The organism is Metapseudomonas boanensis (assembly GCF_042232855.1).
GTDB classification, from domain to species: Bacteria; Pseudomonadota; Gammaproteobacteria; order Pseudomonadales; family Pseudomonadaceae; genus Metapseudomonas; species Metapseudomonas boanensis.
This window is the reverse complement of the sequence record NZ_CP113889.1, coordinates 5632290-5651885: the sequence shown is the minus strand read 5'-3', so window position 1 is coordinate 5651885 and position 19596 is coordinate 5632290. Positions and strand designations below refer to the sequence as shown.

At 58.3% G+C, this 19596-nt stretch carries 14 protein-coding genes and 3 tRNA genes; 10 read left to right on the top strand and 7 right to left on the bottom strand.

Annotated elements, in window-relative coordinates:
- Positions 1-263: 263 nt before the first annotated feature.
- On the bottom strand, positions 264-1118 hold the full coding sequence (gene folD / locus OXH74_RS26215; RefSeq protein WP_375739534.1) for a bifunctional methylenetetrahydrofolate dehydrogenase/methenyltetrahydrofolate cyclohydrolase FolD: 855 nt from the start codon (positions 1116-1118) through the stop codon (positions 264-266).
- Between the two features lie 262 nt (positions 1119-1380).
- Here folD and OXH74_RS26210 point away from each other — a divergent pair.
- The 9 genes from OXH74_RS26210 to OXH74_RS26170 all read left to right on the top strand — a co-directional run bounded on the left by OXH74_RS26210 (position 1381) and on the right by OXH74_RS26170 (position 10286).
- A tRNA-Arg gene (locus OXH74_RS26210) sits at positions 1381-1457 on the top strand.
- 33 nt (positions 1458-1490) lie between these two features.
- Positions 1491-1566: transfer RNA gene (locus tag OXH74_RS26205), tRNA-His, on the top strand.
- A 56-nt stretch (positions 1567-1622) separates the two neighbouring features.
- A tRNA-Leu gene (locus OXH74_RS26200) sits at positions 1623-1707 on the top strand.
- Between the two features lie 136 nt (positions 1708-1843).
- On the top strand, positions 1844-3154 hold the full coding sequence (gene tig / locus OXH74_RS26195; RefSeq protein ID WP_375739533.1) for a trigger factor: 1311 nt from the start codon (positions 1844-1846) through the stop codon (positions 3152-3154).
- Positions 3155-3249: 95 nt separating this feature from the next.
- On the top strand, positions 3250-3891 hold the full coding sequence (gene clpP / locus OXH74_RS26190) for an ATP-dependent Clp endopeptidase proteolytic subunit ClpP (protein WP_375739532.1): 642 nt from the start codon (positions 3250-3252) through the stop codon (positions 3889-3891).
- A 108-nt stretch (positions 3892-3999) separates the two neighbouring features.
- Positions 4000-5280: an ATP-dependent Clp protease ATP-binding subunit ClpX gene (gene clpX / locus OXH74_RS26185; RefSeq protein ID WP_215373814.1), complete on the top strand. Its 1281-nt coding sequence runs from the start codon at positions 4000-4002 to the stop codon at positions 5278-5280.
- Between the two features lie 133 nt (positions 5281-5413).
- Positions 5414-7810: an endopeptidase La gene (lon, locus tag OXH74_RS26180; RefSeq protein ID WP_375739531.1), complete on the top strand. Its 2397-nt coding sequence runs from the start codon at positions 5414-5416 to the stop codon at positions 7808-7810.
- Between the two features lie 135 nt (positions 7811-7945).
- Positions 7946-8218 (top strand): HU family DNA-binding protein, encoded by a 273-nt coding sequence (locus tag OXH74_RS26175; protein WP_004422505.1) that lies wholly within the window; start codon positions 7946-7948, stop codon positions 8216-8218.
- Positions 8219-8411: 193 nt separating this feature from the next.
- Positions 8412-10286, top strand: a complete 1875-nt coding sequence (locus OXH74_RS26170; protein ID WP_375739530.1) for a SurA N-terminal domain-containing protein — start codon at positions 8412-8414, stop codon at positions 10284-10286.
- 50 nt (positions 10287-10336) lie between these two features.
- Here the strand turns inward: OXH74_RS26170 and fabI are convergent, their stop codons facing one another.
- The 6 genes from fabI to OXH74_RS26140 are packed head-to-tail and all read right to left on the bottom strand — an operon-like array spanning position 10337 to position 18539.
- Positions 10337-11131, bottom strand: coding sequence for an enoyl-ACP reductase FabI (fabI, locus tag OXH74_RS26165; protein WP_375739529.1), 795 nt, complete (start codon positions 11129-11131; stop codon positions 10337-10339).
- Positions 11132-11151: 20 nt separating this feature from the next.
- Positions 11152-12759, bottom strand: a complete 1608-nt coding sequence (locus tag OXH74_RS26160) for an ABC transporter ATP-binding protein (RefSeq protein WP_375739528.1) — start codon at positions 12757-12759, stop codon at positions 11152-11154.
- A 1-nt stretch (position 12760) separates the two neighbouring features.
- Entirely contained in the window at positions 12761-13780 is a 1020-nt protein-coding gene (locus tag OXH74_RS26155) for an ABC transporter permease (RefSeq protein WP_215373803.1), read from the bottom strand.
- A 2-nt stretch (positions 13781-13782) separates the two neighbouring features.
- The gene (locus OXH74_RS26150) at positions 13783-14868 is read right to left on the bottom strand and encodes a microcin C ABC transporter permease YejB (RefSeq protein ID WP_215373801.1); all 1086 of its coding nucleotides are present in this window, start codon (positions 14866-14868) and stop codon (positions 13783-13785) included.
- Positions 14869-16710 (bottom strand): extracellular solute-binding protein, encoded by a 1842-nt coding sequence (locus OXH74_RS26145; RefSeq protein WP_375741689.1) that lies wholly within the window; start codon positions 16708-16710, stop codon positions 14869-14871.
- Positions 16711-16712: 2 nt separating this feature from the next.
- Positions 16713-18539 carry an extracellular solute-binding protein gene (locus OXH74_RS26140; RefSeq protein ID WP_375739527.1) on the bottom strand — a complete coding sequence of 609 codons (1827 nt, stop codon included), beginning with the start codon at positions 18537-18539 and terminating at the stop codon, positions 16713-16715.
- A 257-nt stretch (positions 18540-18796) separates the two neighbouring features.
- Here OXH74_RS26140 and OXH74_RS26135 point away from each other — a divergent pair, with 257 nt between their 5' ends.
- Positions 18797-19186: an HDOD domain-containing protein gene (locus tag OXH74_RS26135; protein ID WP_375741688.1), complete on the top strand. Its 390-nt coding sequence runs from the start codon at positions 18797-18799 to the stop codon at positions 19184-19186.
- Positions 19187-19596: the final 410 nt, after the last annotated feature.

The following is a 19596-nucleotide window of genomic DNA, read 5'->3' as shown; positions in this document are numbered from 1 at the left end:
CCCCGCTTATGCTTCGGAAGATCCAGACATAACTCGATCGTCTATCGCGCTGTGTCGCCGTTTGCATGATTGGTACGGCACCCTCAGCTGTTTGCATTGGTCTGTGCAAAGGGCATAAACAATCGAATCACGGTGATGAGTGGATCTTCTGCGCCTACTGGGGCAGTGACTCCAGCTTCAAGAAGATCAAAGCTCCCTTGCCCAGTAATCCGTCGGCACTAAAAAAGGCCGCATCCAGCGGCCATTTTGTGGTGCTTATCCCGTCACGTGTGGAGCGTTTCGGCTGCGTAGAGGGTGTTTTCTAGCAGGCAGGCGCGGGTCATCGGGCCAACGCCGCCTGGAACCGGGGTAATCCACCCTGCACGCTGCTCGGCGATATCGTACTCCACGTCGCCAACCAGTTTGCCATCTTCCTGGCGGTTGATGCCGACATCAATGACAATCGCGCCAGGCTTGATCCATTCGCCTTTGACCAGGCCGGGTTTTCCTACGGCCACTACCACAAGGTCAGCATTGGCCACGTGGCCGGCCAGGTCCTTGGTGAAGCGGTGAGTGACGGTTACGGTACAGCCTGCCAGCAGCAGTTCCAGAGCCATTGGGCGGCCAACGATGTTCGATGCACCCACTACCACGGCGTTCATTCCATAAAGGTTCGCGCCGGTGCTTTCCAGGAGGGTCATGATGCCCTTGGGGGTGCATGGGCGCAGCAGCGGTATGCGCTGGGCGAGTCGGCCAACATTATAAGGATGAAAGCCGTCGACATCTTTGTCGGGGCGAATGTGCTCCAGCAATTGCGAAGCATCAAGATGCTCGGGCAGCGGAAGCTGCACGAGGATGCCGTCGATGGCGGGGTCCTCATTGAGTCGGTCGATCAGTGCGAGGAGTTCTGCTTGGCCGGTGCTGGCCGGGAGATCATGGGCTTGGGACAGAAAGCCGACTTCCTCGCAATCCTTGCGCTTGTGGGCAACGTAGACTTGCGAGGCGGGATCGCTGCCAACCAGGATTACCGCGAGTCCGGGGATGCGCAGACCTTGCTGGCGGCGCTCAATGACGCGTTGGGCTATCTGCTGGCGGAGGCGGGCGGCGATCGTTTTGCCGTCGATCAGTTGTGCGGTCATGACGCTAGATTAACCATCGGGAAGGCCTAAAAAGGGCGCTTATTCTCGCATGGCGGGCCCTGCGGGCAAAGGCGGCTGGTCAGCATTTTCCCGTAACTCCTTTATCTTTCTGATTTTTTTTAAATTTTCTGTTGACGGGGTGTGGGTGTGTCGATAACATGCGCCCCGCTTGTCGAGCACAGCCAGTCGCTGGGTAAGACGGCAAGACTGAATCTCCTGATTCTTTCGAAGCCGATGCTTTATAGTCTGCCTGCAGATTTAAGCGCCCGTAGCTCAGCTGGATAGAGCATCCGCCTTCTAAGCGGATGGTCGCAGGTTCGAGTCCTGCCGGGCGTGCCATTTGGCAGCTTAGGCTCAAGCAAACGCAATATGGTGGGCGTAGCTCAGTTGGTAGAGCACAGGATTGTGGCTCCTGGTGTCGTGGGTTCGATTCCCATCGTCCACCCCATATTCGAGAAAGCGCCAGGCCTAGGGCCTGGCGCTTTCGTTTCAAGCGTTGCCTCCGCGGACGTGGTGGAATTGGTAGACACACTGGATTTAGGTTCCAGCGCCGCAAGGCGTGAGAGTTCGAGTCTCTCCGTCCGCACCATCTTTCTCATCTTCTTATCTCTTCGTTTTGCCGGCTGTTTCTGCTGGGTGACTTCTTCATTTCGACCCACTAGAATGCATGCCCTTGATTCTGGGGCCGGAACGGCCGGCTAACGTCTGTGCAACGAGGAATATCCATGCAAGTTTCTGTAGAAAGCACCTCCGCTCTTGAGCGCCGCATGACCATCGGCGTGCCGGCCGAGCGCGTCGAGAACGAAGTGACCAAGCGCCTGCAGCAGACTGCCCGTCGCGCCAAGGTTGCCGGTTTCCGTCCGGGTAAGGTACCGATGAGCGTGATTCGTCAGCGCTTCGAGGACTCCGCTCGTCAGGAAGTCCTGGGTGACCTGATCCAGTCTTCCTTCTATGAGGCAGTCGTCGAGCAGAAGCTGAATCCGGCTGGCCAGCCTGCCGTCGAGCCGAAAGTGTTCGAGAAGGGCAAGGACCTGGAGTACGTTGCCGTCTTCGAAGTGTTCCCTGAATTCCAGGTTGCTGGCTTTGACGGTATCGCCATCGAGCGCCTGCAGGCTGAAGTTGGGGATGCTGATGTCGACAACATGCTGGAAATCCTGCGCAAGCAGAACACCCGTTTCGAAGGTGTTGAGCGTGCCGCCGAGAACGGCGACCAGCTGAACATCGACTTCGTCGGCAAGATCGATGGCGAAGCCTTCGCTGGTGGCTCTGCCAAGGGCACCCTGCTGGTGCTGGGCTCTGGCCGCATGATTCCGGGCTTTGAAGATGCCTTGGTTGGCGTCAAGGCTGGTGAAGAGCGCGTGATCAATCCGACCTTCCCGGCTGACTACCAGAACCTGGATCTGGCCGGCAAGACCGCTGAATTCACCGTTACCGTGAACAGCGTATCTGCGCCGCAGCTTCCTGAGCTGAACGATGAGTTCTTCACTCTGTTCGGTATCAAGGAAGGCGGTCTGGATGGTTTTCGCGCCGAGGTTCGCAAGAACATGGAGCGCGAGCTGCGTCAGGCCATCAAGTCCAAGGTCAAGAATCAGGTAATGGACGGCCTGCTGGCTGCCAACCCGGTCGAAGTACCCAAGGCTCTGATCGGTAACGAAGTGAACCGTCTGCGAGTTCAGGCCGTTCAGCAGTTTGGTGGCAACATCAATCCTGAACAATTACCAGCTGAACTGTTCGAAGAGCAGGCCAAGCGTCGCGTCGTGCTGGGTCTGATCGTGGCTGAAGTCGTCAAGCAGTTCGAGCTGAAGCCTGACGAAGCTCGTGTGCGTGAGCTGATCGAGGAAATGGCGTCTGCTTATCAGGAACCGGAACAAGTCGTGGCCTGGTACTACAAGAACGACCAGCAACTGAACGAGGTTCGTTCGGTTGTGCTGGAAGAACAAGTTGTAGATACTGTCCTGCAGAAGGCCAACGTAACCGACAAAGCGGTTTCCTACGAAGATGCAGTCAAGCCGGCGGAAGCTCCAGTAGCCGACTGAGTGTTTCACCTCGTTCGAATACACCATAAGCCAGCCTCGAGCTGGCTTATGCGTCTTTGAGACATGACTATTTAGTTAGGGAGTGATCGCAGGACATGTCCCGCAATTCTTATATGCAGCAAATGCCTGACATCCAGGCTGCCGGCGGCCTTGTGCCGATGGTCATTGAGCAGTCTGCCCGTGGCGAGCGCGCCTACGACATCTATTCGCGACTGTTGAAGGAGCGTGTGATCTTCCTGGTTGGACCCGTGGAGGACTTCATGGCCAACTTGGTCGTCGCGCAGCTCCTATTCCTCGAGGCCGAGAATCCGGACAAGGACATCCATCTCTATATCAATTCACCCGGTGGCTCGGTGACGGCTGGCATGTCGATCTACGACACCATGCAGTTCATCAAGCCTGATGTTTCGACCATCTGTATCGGTCAGGCTTGCAGCATGGGGGCGTTGTTACTCGCTGGTGGTGCTGCCGGCAAGCGTTACTGTCTACCGCACTCGCGGATGATGATTCATCAGCCGTTGGGCGGATTCCAGGGGCAGGCCTCGGATATCGAGATCCATGCCCGTGAAATTCTCACTATCCGCGAACGCTTGAACAAGATTCTGGCCGACCATACTGGCCAGCCGATCGACGTCATTGCCCGCGACACGGACCGTGACAATTTCATGAGTGGCGACGACGCCGTCAAGTACGGGCTCATCGACCAGGTTCTCAGCAAGCGCCAAATGGCCGGCTAAGTCCTTCCGCAATGCCGCGGCCGGAAATATCCGGCCGCTTCGCGGGGTTGAAAATGCCCGCATTTGCCTTCATCTTGTGTTTCATGCCTACCCGATTGGATCGATCGAATGACTGACACCCGCAATGGCGAGGACAACGGCAAGCTGCTTTATTGCTCCTTCTGCGGCAAAAGCCAGCACGAAGTACGCAAACTGATTGCCGGCCCCTCGGTCTTTATCTGCGACGAGTGCGTGGACCTGTGCAACGACATCATCCGCGAGGAGGTGCAAGAGGCCCAGGCAGAAAGCAGCGCGCACAAGCTACCTGCGCCCAAAGAAATCCGTACCATCCTTGACCAGTACGTCATTGGTCAGGAGCGTGCAAAGAAGGTGCTGGCGGTAGCGGTGTACAACCACTACAAGCGTCTCAATCAGCGCGACAAGAAAGATGATGTCGAACTGGGCAAGAGCAACATTTTGCTGATCGGACCTACCGGCTCCGGTAAAACGTTGCTTGCTGAGACACTCGCTCGGCTGCTCAATGTCCCGTTCACCATCGCTGACGCTACCACGCTAACCGAAGCTGGTTATGTCGGCGAAGATGTCGAGAACATCATTCAAAAGCTCCTGCAGAAGTGCGATTACGATGTCGAAAAGGCCCAGATGGGTATCGTCTACATCGACGAAATCGACAAGATTTCCCGTAAGTCCGACAACCCCTCGATTACTCGAGACGTGTCGGGAGAGGGCGTGCAGCAGGCGCTGCTGAAGCTGATCGAAGGCACTGTGGCCTCTGTCCCTCCGCAAGGCGGGCGCAAGCACCCTCAGCAGGAATTCCTTCAAGTCGACACTCGAAACATCCTGTTCATCTGTGGTGGGGCGTTCGCTGGCCTGGAAAAGGTCATCCAGAATCGTTCCACCCGGGGCGGCATTGGTTTCAACGCCGAAGTCCGCAGCAAGGACCTTGGCAAGAAAGTTGGCGAAGCCTTGCGCGAAGTCGAGCCGGAAGATCTGGTCAAGTTCGGCCTGATTCCGGAATTCGTTGGCCGGCTACCGGTCATTGCGACTTTGGATGAGCTTGATGAAGCTGCCCTGATGCAGATTCTCACCGAGCCCAAGAATGCACTGACCAAGCAGTACGCCAAGCTGTTCGAGATGGAGGGCGTGGATCTGGAGTTCCGTCCAGATGCGCTGAAGGCCGTAGCCCATCGTGCGCTTGAGCGCAAGACGGGTGCCCGTGGCCTGCGCTCAATTCTTGAGGGCATTCTGCTCGACACCATGTACGAAATTCCCTCGCAAACAGAAGTAAGCAAAGTGGTTATTGATGAGAGCGTGATTGAGGGCTCTTCCAAGCCATTATTGATTTACGAGAACAACGAGCAGCCTGCCAAGGCGGCGCCAGACGCTTGATGGAACGAAGGGGCCTACGGGCCCCTTTGTATTTCCTGCCGCAATGCTTGTTTTTTCTTGGTCCTAACCCCATCTTAGGGCCAAGGGTTCTCCCATCTGTTTACGGCCCGAGGGCCGCCGTAGAGCTGATACCATGAAGACAACCGTCGAATTACCTCTCCTGCCATTGCGTGATGTTGTGGTTTATCCGCATATGGTCATCCCTCTGTTCGTGGGGCGTGAGAAGTCGATCGAGGCGCTGGAAGCCGCGATGACCGGGGACAAACAGATTCTTCTGGTGGCACAGCGGAATCCGGCTGATGACGATCCAGGCGAAGATGCCCTGTATCGCATGGGTACCGTGGCGACTGTGCTGCAACTCCTGAAATTGCCCGATGGCACCGTCAAGGTGCTGGTCGAGGGCGAGCAACGTGGTGCCATCGATCGATTCATCGAGGTCGATGGCCATTGCCGCGCAGAAGTCAGCCTGATCGATGAGGTTGATGCTGGCGAACGCGAGTCTGAAGTGTTCATTCGCAGCCTGCTCAGTCAGTTTGAGCAGTATGTCCAACTGGGCAAGAAGGTGCCTTCCGAGGTCCTTTCTTCGCTGAACAGCATTGATGAGCCTGGTCGCCTGGTTGATACCATGGCGGCCCACATGGCGCTGAAGATCGAGCAAAAGCAAGAGATTCTAGAGCTGACTGAGCTCTCTGAGCGTGTTGAGCACGTTCTGGCTCTGTTGGATGCAGAAATCGATCTGCTGCAGGTCGAGAAACGTATCCGTGGTCGCGTCAAGAAGCAGATGGAGCGCAGTCAGCGGGAGTACTACCTGAATGAGCAGATGAAGGCCATTCAGAAAGAGCTGGGCGATATCGACGAAGGCCATAACGAAGTCGAGGAGCTGAAAAAACGAATCGATAATGCAGGCCTGACCAAAGAGGCCATGACCAAGGCCATTGCCGAGCTCAACAAGCTCAAGCAGATGTCACCGATGTCTGCCGAAGCGACTGTTGTGCGCTCGTACATCGACTGGTTGGTCAATGTACCGTGGAAGGCGGAGAGCAAAGTCCGTCTCGATCTGGCCAAGGCCGAAGACATTCTCGATGCAGATCATTACGGGCTGGAGGAGGTCAAGGAACGTATCCTGGAGTACCTCGCTGTCCAGAAGCGTGTGAAAAAGGTCAAGGGCCCGGTCCTTTGCCTCGTTGGTCCGCCCGGCGTCGGCAAGACTTCGTTGGCCGAATCCATTGCGCGGGCAACCAATCGGAAATTCGTGCGTATGGCGCTTGGCGGTGTGCGGGACGAGGCTGAAATCCGTGGCCATCGCCGTACCTATATCGGTTCGATGCCGGGTCGCCTGATCCAGAAGATGACCAAAGTTGGTGTGCGCAATCCGCTGTTCCTCCTCGACGAGATCGACAAGATGGGCAGCGATATGCGTGGTGATCCAGCATCGGCTCTGCTGGAAGTGCTCGACCCCGAGCAGAACCATAACTTCAACGACCATTATCTAGAGGTCGACTACGACTTGTCGGATGTGATGTTCCTCTGCACCGCCAACTCCATGAACATTCCAGCTCCCCTGCTGGACCGCATGGAGGTGATTCGGCTGCCGGGTTACACGGAAGATGAGAAGGTCAATATCGCGGTCAAGTACCTGGCGCCCAAGCAGACCAAGGCCAATGGACTGAAGAAGGGCGAGGTGGAGTTCGATGAAGCGGCGATACGCGACATCATTCGTTACTACACGCGCGAGGCCGGCGTGCGTAGCCTGGAGCGTCAGCTTGCCAAAGTATGCCGCAAGGCGGTGAAAGAGCATGCCCGGGAGAAGCGTTTCCAGGTGCAGGTTACTGCTGAATCCCTTGAGCACTTCCTTGGCGTGCGTAAGTATCGCTATGGTCTCGCTGAGCAGCAGGACCAGATTGGCCAGGTTACCGGCCTTGCCTGGACCCAGGTGGGTGGCGAGTTGCTGACGATTGAAGCGGCCGTCGTTCCCGGAAAAGGGCAGCTGACCAAGACTGGTTCTCTGGGTGATGTCATGGCCGAGTCGATCACAGCGGCTCTGACAGTTGTGCGCAGCCGTGCGAAAAGTCTGGGAATACCTGCTGATTTTCACGAAAAACGCGACATTCACATCCATATGCCCGAGGGCGCTACTCCCAAGGACGGCCCGAGCGCAGGTATTGGGATGTGCACGGCGCTGGTTTCTGCGATGACTCAGATTCCGGTGCGGGCGGATGTTGCAATGACTGGCGAAATTACGCTGCGGGGCCAGGTACTGGCGATTGGTGGCCTTAAAGAGAAGTTACTGGCCGCACATCGTGGTGGAATCAAGACGGTGATCATTCCCGAAGAGAATGTGCGGGATTTGAAAGAAATTCCCGAAAATATCAAGCAAGACCTCGCCATTAAACCCGTTAAATGGATTGACGAAGTCCTGCAAATTGCGCTGCAATACGCCCCGGAGCCCTTGCCCGATGCGGCTCCGGAGATGGTTGCAAAGGATGACAAGCGCGAGACTGATTCCAAGGAGCGAATCAGCACGCATTAGCCGGGGGGCTTCCTTGACACATTTTTCAGGCCCTTGTTATAAAGCGGCTCTTATGTGTTAGCGGGCCGTCCAGCACCCGCTTTGCTTACGCCAAACAATTAAGAAACAACTCAACAGAAATAAGGGGACTTAAGAGTGAACAAGTCGGAACTGATTGATGCTATCGCCGCATCTGCTGATATCCCGAAAGCTGTTGCCGGCCGTGCGCTGGACGCAGTAATCGAATCCGTCACTGGCGCTCTGAAGGCTGGTGACTCCGTGGTGCTGGTTGGTTTTGGTACTTTTGCTGTCAAAGAGCGCGCTGCTCGTACCGGCCGTAACCCGCAGACTGGCAAGCCGATCAAAATCGATGCTGCCAAGATCCCAGGCTTCAAGGCAGGCAAAGCTCTGAAAGACGCCGTAAACTAAGCGTCTTTCGGGCTCTGCCCGTAGCGGAGGCTAATTAGCAGCGACGGAGGATGATCCGTCAGTTGCAGGAGGGGGATAACCCCAAGGCTCCGCAAACTACGAGAAGGCGCATCCTCGGATGCGCCTTTCTCATATTTGGACACTACCCGCGTTACACGGCTGCACAATCCGTTCGGCCGCTTCTGGGGGATGCATGCTGCAGAACATCAGGGACAATTCACAGGGGTGGATTGCCAAAACCATTATCGGCGTCATCATCGTGCTGCTCGCATTGACTGGCTTCGATGCGATCTTCAACGCTACCAGCAACCGCCAGAATGCCGCCGAGGTCAACGGCGAGGAGATCAGCCTGGATCAGCTGAGCGAGGCGGTGAATCTTCAGCGTCGTCAGTTGCAACAACAACTAGGTAAGGATTTCGATGCCTCGCTGCTTGATGAGAAATTGCTGCGTGAGGCAGCTCTCAAAGGGTTGATAGAGCGCAAGCTGCTGCTGCAGGGCGCTCAATCGGCTGACTTCGCCTTCTCCCAAAGTGCTGTTGATCAACTCATCCTGCAGACACCGGAATTCCAGGTTGACGGCAAGTTCAACGCTGATCGTTTCGATCAGGTCATCCGCCAGATGAACTACAACCGTCTGCAATTCCGCGAGATGCTCGAGCAGGAGATGCTTATCGGCCAACTTCGTGCCGGCTTGGCTGGCAGCGGCTTTGTCACCGATGCTGAGGTTGAGGCGTTTGCCCGATTGGAGAAGCAGACGCGTGACTTCGCCACGCTGACTCTGAAGGCAGACCCGGCGATGGTCAAAGTCTCTGACGAGGAGCTCAAGGCCTATTATGACGGCCATGTTGACCAATTCATGAGCCCTGAGCAGGTTGTCATCGAGTACGTTGAGTTGAAGAAGGATTCCTTCTTCGATCAGGTCGAGGCCAAGGAGGAGGATCTTCAGGCCCAGTACCAGAAGGAGATCAGCAACCTCGCCGAACAGCGTCAGGCTGGCCACATTCTGGTTGAAGTCAACGACAAGCTGAATGATGAGCAGGCCAAGGCCAAGATCGAGCAGATCAAGCAACGCCTGGACAAGGGTGAGGACTTTGCCGCTTTGGCCAAGGAGTTCTCTGATGATCCGGGTTCCGCTTCCAATGGCGGTGACCTCGGCTTCGCAGGTCCTGGTGTCTATGAGGGGCCTTTTGAAGAGGCACTTTACAGCCTCAAACAAGGCGACGTGTCCGCCCCGGTCCGCACACAGTACGGTTGGCACCTGATCAAGCTGCTCGGTGTGCAAGCACCTGAGATCCCGACCTTCGCCAGTCTGAAGGACAAGCTGGAGCGGGATATCAAGGCGCAGCAGGTTGAACAGCGTTTTGTTGAAGTCAGCAAGGAGCTTGAAGACGCAGCTTTTGAGGCTTCCGATCTGGCTCAGCCGGCCCAGGAGTTGGGTCTTGCGGTGAAAACCAGCGCCCCCTTTGGTCGTGAGGGCGGCGAAGGGCTGACAGCCAATCGTCAGGTCCTGCAGGCTGCCTTCAGTCCCGAGGTTCTAGAGGATGGAGCCAACAGCTCCGCCATCGAGCTGGATCCAGAAACAGTTGTGGTCCTGCGCGTCAAGGAGCATAAAAAGCCTGAGCAACTGCCGCTGGAAAAGGTCAGTGATAGCATTCGCCAGCACCTGGTGCAGCAGAAAGCCAGCGAAGCGGCAAAGAGCAAGGGCGAGACCCTGATGGCAAGTCTGCGTGAAGGCAAGACTCCGGTTTCCCAAGCTCAGGAAGGGCAGGCCTGGAAGGTGGTGGAAGCCGCTACTCGCAGTCAGGAGGGTGTTGAACCCGTGTTGCTGCAAGCGCTGTTCCGCATGCCCAAGCCTGCGGCCGCGGACAAGCCTGAGTTCACGGGCGTCGCGCTCGGCAATGGCAACTATGTGCTGATTCGCCTGAATGGCGTCAATCAGCCCGAGGCCAAGTTGTCGGACGAGGAGAAGGCGATGTACAGCCGCTTCCTGGCTTCGCGTAGTGGTCAACAGGATTTCGCAGCCTACCGCCGTCAACTGGAAGCTAAGGCAGAAGTCGAACGCTTCTAATCCGCAAGATGGAACGGAAAGGCCGCATTATGCGGCCTTTTCTTTGCCCATCAGTCTTCAATATTGCCCATCGCGGTGGTATTGAAGCCTCCGTCGACATAGAGGATCTCGCCACTGATGCCGGAGGCAAGGTCGGAGCAGAGGAAGGCGCCGGCGTTGCCGACTTCTTCGATAGTGACATTGCGACGCAAGGGCGTTTGCTTCTCGTTGGCGGCAAGCATCTTGCGGAAGCTTTTGATGCCTGAGGCTGCCAGGGTGCGGATCGGGCCGGCGGAGATGGCGTTGACACGGGTGCCTTCCGGGCCGAGGCTCCCGGCGAGGTAGCGGACGCCAGCTTCCAGGCTAGCCTTGGCCATGCCCATGACGTTGTAGTTCGGCATGGTGCGCTCGGCGCCCAGGTAGGACAGGGTCAGCAGGCTGCCGTTGCGGCCCCTCATCATTTCACGGCCGGCCTTGGCCAGCGCCACGAAACTGTAGGCGCTGATGTCGTGGGCGATACGGAAGCCTTCACGAGTGGTGACTTCAGTGAAGTCGCCATCGAGTTGGTCGCCTGGGGCGAAGCCAACGGAGTGGACGATGATGTCGAGACCGTCCCATTTCTTGCTTAGAGCTTCGAACACGGCCTTGATCTGGTCGTCCTCGGCTACGTCGCAAGGGAAGCACAACTCCGCACTGGAGCCCCAGCCCTCGGCGAATTCTTCTACACGGCCTTTCAGTTTGTCGTTCTGGTAGGTGAAGGCGAGTTCGGCACCTTCGCGGTGCATCGCGGCAGCGATGCCCGACGCGATGGAGAGTTTGCTGGCGACGCCAACGATCAGTACACGCTTACCGGAGAGAAAACCCATTTGCATTCATCCTATTGTTGTTAACGGGCAGTACCGGGAGCCAGGTAGGCGGCTTCGAGCAATTGCTGCGTATAGGTGTGCTGCGGGGCGGCGAAGATGGCATCGGCTGGACCCTGTTCGACCACCTGTCCCTGCTTGATCACCATCAGCTGATGACTCAGCGCCCTGACAACGGCCAGGTCATGGCTGATGAACAGGTAGGTCAGGTCGTATTTCTTCTGCAAAGACCGCAGCAATTCCACCACCTGGCGCTGGACCGTTCGGTCGAGTGCTGAGGTCGGCTCGTCGAGCAGGATCAGGGCTGGTTTCAGCACCAATGCACGGGCAATGGCAATCCGCTGCCGCTGCCCGCCGGAAAACTCGTGAGGGTAGCGGTGTCGGGTTTCCGGGTCCAACCCTACCTCCAGGAGTGCGTCGATGATGGCCTGCTCCTGCTCCGCTTCAGTGCCCATGTGGTGGATGTTCAAACCCTCGCCGACGATCTGGCCAACGCACATCCGTGGGCTTAGGCTGCCGAAGGGGTCCTGGAAAACCACCTGCATCTGTCGCCTGAATGGGCGCACCTCCTTCTGTGTCAGGCCGTCCAGGGACTGTCCCTGGAAGCGGATCGCTCCCCGGCTGCCGAGCAGTCGAAGGATCGCCAGACCCAACGTGGATTTGCCGGAGCCGCTTTCGCCAACGATGCCGAGGGTTTGTCCCTGGAGCAGGCTGAAGTTGACGCCATCCACGGCTTTCACATGGTCTACGGTGCGTCGCAACAACCCTTTCTTGATCGGGAACCACACGCGAAGGTCATCGACTTCGAGCAATGGCGGTCCAAGTGGGGTGTCTGCTGGGCGGCCAGACGGTTCTGCGCCAAGCAGTTCCCGGGTGTAGGGGTGCTGTGGTGCGTGGAACAGCTCATCACACGACGCCTGTTCGACAATGCGACCGCGCTGCATGACACAGACGCGATGCGCGATTCGCCGAACGAGGTTCAGGTCGTGGCTGATCAGCAGCAGGGCCATACCCAGGCGCGCCTGCAATTCCTTGAGCAGTTCGAGGATCTTCAGCTGAACGGTAACGTCCAGCGCAGTGGTGGGCTCGTCGGCGATCAGCAGCTCCGGTTCATTGGCGAGCGCCATGGCAATCATCACTCGCTGCCGCTGGCCGCCTGACAGTTCATGCGGGAAAGCTTTCAGCCGCTTGTGTGGCTCCGGTATGCCGACCATCTCCAGCAGTTCCAGCGTGCGATTGGTGGCTGCCTTGCCGGTGAGGCCTTTGTGCAAGCCGAGTACTTCGTTGATCTGCTTCTCGATGCTGTGCAGGGGGTTGAGCGAGGTCATCGGCTCCTGGAAGACCATAGCGATCCGGTTGCCGCGGATGCTGCGCAATTTGGCTTCAGGCAGCTTGAGCAGGTCCTTGCCCTCATAGAGGATGCTCCCGCTCGGGTGGCGAGCGAGGGGGTAGGGCAGCAGGCGCAGGATGGAGTGGGCAGTGACCGACTTGCCCGAGCCACTCTCGCCCACCAGGGCCAATGTTTCACCCTTGCGGATATCGAAGCTTACGCCCTCGACCGCGCGCTGGATTTGGTCGCCCGCAGTGAATTCGACGGCCAGGTCGCGGATTTCAATCAGGTTTTCGCTCATCTCACTTCCTCGGGTCGAAGGCGTCACGCGCGGCTTCGCCGATGAACACCAGAAGGGTTAGCATCAGTGCCAGTACCAGGAAGGCGGAGATGCCCAGCCATGGGGCCTGCAGGTTGGATTTGCCCTGAGCGACCAGTTCGCCCAGCGAGGGCGCTCCAGGGGGCAGGCCGAATCCGAGGAAATCCAGCGCGGTCAGGGTGCCAATGGCACCGGTGAGGATGAAGGGCATGAAGGTCATGGTGGAGACCATGGCGTTGGGCAGGATATGACGGAACATGATGGCGCCATTCTGCATGCCCAATGCCCGGGCTGCGCGGACGTATTCCAGGTTGCGGCCACGAAGGAACTCAGCGCGTACCACATCCACAAGACTCATCCAGGAGAACAGCAGCATGATGCCCAGCAACCACCAGAAGTTGGGCTGGACGAAGCTGGCCAGGATGATCAGCAGGTAGAGCACTGGCAGCCCTGACCAGATCTCCAGGAACCGCTGGCCAACCAGATCGACCCAGCCGCCATAGAAACCCTGCAGCGCCCCGGCAATTACGCCAATGACCGAGCTGAGCAGAGTCAGGGTTAGGGCAAATAGCACCGAGACGCGGAAGCCGTAGATCACCCGCGCCATCACATCGCGGCCTTGGTCGTCAGTGCCCAGCCAGTTGTCGGCGGAGGGCGGTGCGGGAGCCGGAACCTTGAGTTCGTAGTTGATGGTTTCGTAGCTGTATGGGATAGGGGGCCAGATCATGCTGCCGCCCTTGGACTCGATCAAGTCGCGGATGTATGGCGTCTTGTAGTTGGCTTCCAGAGGGAACTCGCCGCCGAAGGTGGTTTCCGGATATCGCTTGAGAATCGGAAAGTAAAGCTGACCGTCGTAGCTGACTGCCAGTGGCTTGTCGTTGGCGATCAGCTCTGCGCCGAGGCTGAGGATGAACAAGGCCAGAAACAACCAGAGCGACCACCAGCCGCGCTTGTTGGCTTTGAAGCGCTGAAAGCGGCGGCGGTTGATGGGGGAGAGTTCCATGCTCAACCCTCCCGGCTTTCGAAGTCGATGCGAGGATCGACCAGGGTGTAGGTCAGGTCGCCGATCAGTTTCACGATCAGTCCCAGTAAGGTGAAGATGAACAGGGTGCCGAAAACCACCGGATAGTCGCGGTTCAAGGCGGATTCGAAGCTGAGGAGGCCCAGGCCGTCGAGGGAGAAGATCACTTCGATCAGCAGCGAGCCTGTGAAAAAGATGCCGATGAATGCTGAAGGGAACCCGGCGATGATCAGTAGCATGGCGTTGCGGAACACGTGACCGTAAAGGACCCGGTGCTCCGAGAGACCCTTGGCGCGGGCGGTCACCACGTACTGCTTGTTGATCTCGTCCAGGAAGCTGTTCTTGGTCAGCAGAGTAAGGGTGGCGAAGTTACCGATCACCAGAGCTGTGACCGGTAGGGCCAGGTGCCAGAAGTAGTCCAGGATCTTCCCGCCCAGGCTGAGTTCGTCGAAGTTGTTCGAGGTAAGCCCGCGCAGAGGGAACCAGTCGAAGTAGCTGCCACCGGCAAAGAGCACGATGAGCAGGATGGCGAACAGGAAGGCGGGGATCGCGTAGCCGACGATGATGGCGGAGCTGGTCCAGACGTCAAACGCGCTGCCGTGGCGAACTGCCTTGGCGATGCCCATCGGAATGGACACCAGATACATGATCAGGGTGCTCCAGAGCCCCAATGATATGGACACTGGCAGCTTTTCCAGGATCAGGTCGGTGACCCTGGCATCGCGGAAGAAACTGGTGCCGAAATCCAGGTGCAGATAGTTCTTGATCATCAGCCAAAAGCGTTCCGGCGCCGGCTTGTCGAAGCCGTACATCTTCTCGATCTCGGCGACCAGCTCAGGGTCAAGGCCTTGGGCGCCGCGGTAGTTGGAACCCGCCACCGCTACTTCGGCACCGCCACCGGAGATGCGCCCGGTGGCACCTCCTGCGGCGGAGTCGAAGCCCTCGAGCTTGGCAATCATCTGTTCGACCGGACCACCGGGAGCGGCCTGGATGATGAGGAAGTTGATCAGCAGGATGCCGAACAGCGTGGGAATGATCAGCAGCAATCGACGCAGTATGTAGGCGAGCATTTACTGGGAATCCGGCTCAAGTTGGTTCTGCCCGGACTGGCTAGCAGTTTCCATGCCCGGCTTTACCCACCAGGTGAATAAACCGTAGTCGTAGAGCGGCGTGGATCCAGGGCGCTGGAAGTGGTTCCAGTAGGCGACGCGCCAGGTGTCGACGTAATAATTGGGCACCACATAGTGACCCCAGAGCAGCACTCGATCGAGAGCGCGGGCATGTTTGATCAGGCTTTGTCGGGAGTCGGAGCGGATCAGACCCTCGACCAGCTTGTCGATGGCCGGGTCACGCAGGCCGATGAAGTTGCGGCTGCCAGCGCTGTCTGCACTGCGCGAATGCCAGAACTCCATCTGCTCGTTGCCTGGCGAGTTGGATTGACCCCAGGTGGCCGGGACCATATCGAAGTCGCGGGAGCGGAGACGGTTGATGTATTGCGAAACATCGACGCGACGGATTTGCAAGTCGATGCCGAGTTCAGCCAGGTTGCGTTTGAACGGCAGGATCACGCGTTCGAGGTTGGCCTGGGCGATGAGGAACTCGAATGCCAGCGGCTTGCCATCCGGGCCGACCATCTTGTCGTTCTCGATCTTGAAGCCCGCTTCGGTGAGCAGTTGGTAGGCGCGGCGCTTTTGCTCGCGGATGATGCCGCTACCGTCGCTGACCGGTGGGGTGAAGACCTGGGTGAAGACTTCGTCCGGAACCTGCCCGCGCAGCGGCTCGAGGATTTTCAGCTCAGCGGCATCTGGCAGTTGGTGTGCCGCCATCTCGGAGTTTTCGAAATAGCTACCGGTGCGTTTGTAGGAACTGTAGAAGAGTTGCTTGTTGGCCCACTCGAAGTCGAATAGCAGCGCGATGGCCTCGCGCACGCGACGATCCTGGAAGACGGGGCGACGGATGTTGAAGGCGAAGCCCTGCATGCCTGTGGGGTTATGGTTGGTGATGCTTTCCTTGACGATCTTGCCGGCGCGCAGGGCCGGGCTGTCGTAACCCGTGGCCCAATCCTTGGCGGAGTATTCCAGGTTGAAGTCGAATTGCCCGGCCTTGAAGGCTTCCAAGGCGACGGACATGTCGCGGTAGTAGTCGACAGTGATGACGTCGAAGTTGTAATAGCCACGTACGACGGGCAGGTCCTTGGCCCACCAGTCCTTGACTCGCTCGTAGCGGATCGAACGGCCGGCGTCCACCTTGGCGATGCGGTAGGGGCCGCTACCCAGAGGCGGTTCCAGGCTGGTCTTGCCGAAGTCGCGCGTTTCCCACCAATGCTTGGGCAGGATCTGGAGCTGACCAAGGATTAGCGGCAGTTCCCGGTTGCCTGGATGCTTGAAGTCGAAGCGGACCCGCTGGCTGTCCTCTGCCACCACTTTGGAGACATCGGCATAGTAGTGGCGATACATCGGATCGCCCTTTTCGGTCAGGATATTGAAGGTGAAGACCACGTCTTCGGCCGTGACTGGTTTGCCGTCGTGAAAGCGTGCCTTGGGGTTCAGATAGAAGCGCACGAAGCTGTTGTCCGGCGCTTTCTCGATCTGTTCGGCGAGCAGGCCGTATTCGGTGAAGGGTTCGTCAGGCGAGTGGAAGGTCAGGCTGTCGTAGATCAGCCCCAACTGGTCTGCTGAATTGCCCTTGGGGATGAAAGGGTTGAGGCTGTCGAAACCGTTGAGACCTGCCAGGCGTAGTCCGCCGCCCTTGGGAGCATCCGGGTTGACCCAGGAGAAATGGGTGAAATTTGGTGGATACTTGGCAGGCTCGTCATACAGTGTTATCGCATGCTTGGGCTCGGCGGCTGCTAGGCCGGCGAAGGCCAGGAGCAGGGCGCCAAAGCCTTTCAGGCAGCGGTTGCGCAGCGTCATGTTCATCGGGCGTTCTCCGAAGGCTTCAGCCACCAGGCGCGCAGGCCCAGGGTATAGGGCGGCGTGGCGACGAAGGCGAACCGGTTACGGTACGCCAGGCGGTGATAGTTGATGTACCAGTTGGGAATGCTGTAATGCTCCCAGAGCAGGACGCGGTCTAACGCCCGCGCGGCTGCCACCTGCTCGTCGCGGCTCTGGGCGCCGAGCAGCTTGTCGATCATTGCGTCGACTACCGGGTTGGCGACCCCTGCATAGTTCTTGCTTCCTTTCACGTCGACCTGGCTGGAATGGAAGTAAAGTGTTTGCTCCAGGCCAGGGCTCAAGGATTGAGGCAGCGTCATCAGAATCATGTCGTAGTCGAATTGGTCCAGGCGCTGCTTGTACTGGGCGCGATCGACGGTGCGCAGGCTGACGTCGATGCCGATGCTGGCCAGGTTCTCGCGATACGGTTGGAGGATACGTTCAAGGTTCGGGTTGACCAGCAAAATCTCGAAGCGCAGTGGTTGTCCATTGGCGTTCAGCAGGCGTTGACCCGAGAGCTTCCAGCCTGCGTCTCCCAACAGACCCAGAGCGCGGCGCAAGGTTTCCCGCGGGATGCCGCGGCCTTCCGTTGTCGGGACATTGAAAGGCTGCTTGAACAAGGCCTCTGGAAGTTGCTTGCGATACGGCGAAAGCAACAGCCATTCGTGGCCTTCCGGCTTTCCGGCGGCGTGGAATTCGCTGTTCGGGTAGTAGCTGGCGGCACGGATATAGGCATTGTTGAACAAGGTGCGATTGGTCCACTCGAAATCGAACATGAGGCCCATGGCCTCGCGGACCCTCCGGTCGTGGAATGCGGCGCGGCGTGAGTTCATGAACAGCGCCTGCGTCTGCGTGGGAATCTGGTGGGGGATTTCCGCGCGGATCACGTCACCTCGGGCGATCGCTGGGAACCGATAGCCGTTAGCCCAGTTTTTCGCCTGGTGTTCGATATAGAAGTCGAATTCTCCCGCCTTGAAGGCCTCGAACGCGACATTGCTGTCGCGATAGAACTCCACCTCCACGCGGTCAAAGTTGTACTTGCCCCTGTTCACTGGAAGCTTTTCGCCCCACCAGTCCTTGACGCGCTCGAACACCAGCCCGCGGCCAGGCCTGACCTCGGTGAGCCGATACGGCCCGCTGCCCAGGGGGGGCTCATAGCTGGTGCGTTTGAAGTCCCGGCCTTTCCAGTAATGCTGCGGCAACACCGGCAACTCGCCGAGGCGCAGGATCAGCAGCGGGTTGCCGGCGCGCTTGAGGACGAAGCGGATGCGGTGACGGTTGAGGATATCGACCCGCTTCACTTCCTTGAGGCTAGTGCGGTACTGGGGGTGACCGTCCTTGACCAGCGTGCGGTACGAGAATGCCACGTCGTAGGCGGTGATTGGCTGGCCATCATGAAAGCGGGCCTCTTCGCGCAGATTGAAAACCACCCAACTGCGGTCCTCGCTGTATTCGACGCTTTGGGCAATCAAGCCGTAGCTGGACGCAGGCTCGTCGCCTGACGGGTCGTATTGCCCTGTACCGACCATGAGCGGCTCGTTGAGCTCCGTTACGCCGTATTGGGCGAAGTTGGGCGTTGCGACTGGGCTTGTGCCCTTGAAGGTATAGGGGTTGAGCGTATCGAAAGTCCCGAACGCCATGACACGTAACGTACCTTTTTTCGGCGCGTCGGGATTGACCCAGCTGAAGTGGCTGAAGTTGGCAGGGTACTTGAGCGAGCCGAATTGGGCGTAGCCGTGGCTTTCGACAATGGTGGCGAAACAGGGCTGCGCCAGGAGGCCGATGAGCAGGGTGAGGAGACGACGCATCAGGCGAGTGTCCGATCCATGGCTAACTTGTCGGGCATTTGGGCGCTGGCCTCGCGGCAATGGGCCTCGGGCGATCGCAAGGGCCTGCAGAATTGTTTCGTTCGTCACATGCGTCAGATATCAGCTATGACGGCTGAAAGGTACAGTAACAGCTTGTATAAGCAGGAAAAAGGGCTTCTCCGCCAAGGAGTGACCGTCATTCAGGCCCCCGACTTGAGCCCCATGTACAGGAATGCCCAACTTGGGTGAATGCCGCCATGGTTTGCAGTCGTGGGGCGAGCCTCTCAATCAGGCGAGACTCCCCACGTAGGTCGCTATGGTGCACGATCTTCACCAGTTGGCGCAGATGGATAAATCATCTGTGCAGCAATTGGCTGACGTCCTGCATCCCTGATGCAACGTTGACGTCCAAGGTCCTGCGCGTTGCCAACAGCGTGCATTGCAACCCTTCCCAGGAACCCATCAGGACCATCTCGCGGGCCATCGTATTGATCGGGCTCGTCGATGTCAGACTGATCGACCTGACAGTCAGCCACCTTAGGGGCGAGCAGGCTCGGCGACCTGATTCCCCATACCGATCCCGAACAGATCCGCTTGCACCGCGAGCTGCGCCAGGCAGCGCTTGCTGCAGCCCAACGAGCAGGTAGATCTTGCAGGGCCTAGTGGCTGGTTTTGCAGCGTGCGGACATCAATCTGGTACTGGAAGCGTTGCTCAACGGCCTTAGCCAGGGTAGCGGCTTGATACGCATGATGATGCGTGCTGAACGACCAGCGCAGTTGTCTCAAGGTGCGCCAGGTTGTGGGGGAGGGAATTGCTCGTTGATTAAATGGGGCTACGCTGGCTGCGGTGCCTGAGCAGCCGAATCTGCTCAATTACGTGATACGGACGCTTGAAACACTTTGGATGGGCGTGTCCGCCAGCTAGTCGCTGAACGACCTGGTAACGCAACCAGTGCGCGATTGGCTGGGGCGGAGGATGTTCTTCCTGGCCCTATTGCTGGCGGGCAAGCGCGGCGCGGGATCGGAAGTGATCTACGCCGGGATATCCAGGGCGTGC

Bases quoted from the DNA above. Each gene is read 5' to 3' on its own strand.
- folD (WP_375739534.1), bottom strand. From the start codon at position 1,118: ATGACCGCACAACTGATCGACGGCAAAACGATCGCCGCCCGCCTCCGC.
- tig (WP_375739533.1), top strand. From the start codon at position 1,844: ATGCAAGTTTCTGTAGAAAGCACCTCCGCTCTTGAGCGCCGCATGACC.
- clpP (WP_375739532.1), top strand. From the start codon at position 3,250: ATGTCCCGCAATTCTTATATGCAGCAAATGCCTGACATCCAGGCTGCC.
- clpX (WP_215373814.1), top strand. From the start codon at position 4,000: ATGACTGACACCCGCAATGGCGAGGACAACGGCAAGCTGCTTTATTGC.
- lon (WP_375739531.1), top strand. From the start codon at position 5,414: ATGAAGACAACCGTCGAATTACCTCTCCTGCCATTGCGTGATGTTGTG.
- OXH74_RS26170 (WP_375739530.1), top strand. From the start codon at position 8,412: ATGCTGCAGAACATCAGGGACAATTCACAGGGGTGGATTGCCAAAACC.
- fabI (WP_375739529.1), bottom strand. From the start codon at position 11,131: ATGGGTTTTCTCTCCGGTAAGCGTGTACTGATCGTTGGCGTCGCCAGC.
- OXH74_RS26160 (WP_375739528.1), bottom strand. From the start codon at position 12,759: ATGAGCGAAAACCTGATTGAAATCCGCGACCTGGCCGTCGAATTCACT.
- OXH74_RS26155 (WP_215373803.1), bottom strand. From the start codon at position 13,780: ATGGAACTCTCCCCCATCAACCGCCGCCGCTTTCAGCGCTTCAAAGCC.
- OXH74_RS26150 (WP_215373801.1), bottom strand. From the start codon at position 14,868: ATGCTCGCCTACATACTGCGTCGATTGCTGCTGATCATTCCCACGCTG.
- OXH74_RS26145 (WP_375741689.1), bottom strand. From the start codon at position 16,710: ATGACGCTGCGCAACCGCTGCCTGAAAGGCTTTGGCGCCCTGCTCCTG.
- OXH74_RS26140 (WP_375739527.1), bottom strand. From the start codon at position 18,539: ATGCGTCGTCTCCTCACCCTGCTCATCGGCCTCCTGGCGCAGCCCTGT.
- OXH74_RS26135 (WP_375741688.1), top strand. From the start codon at position 18,797: ATGGTTTGCAGTCGTGGGGCGAGCCTCTCAATCAGGCGAGACTCCCCA.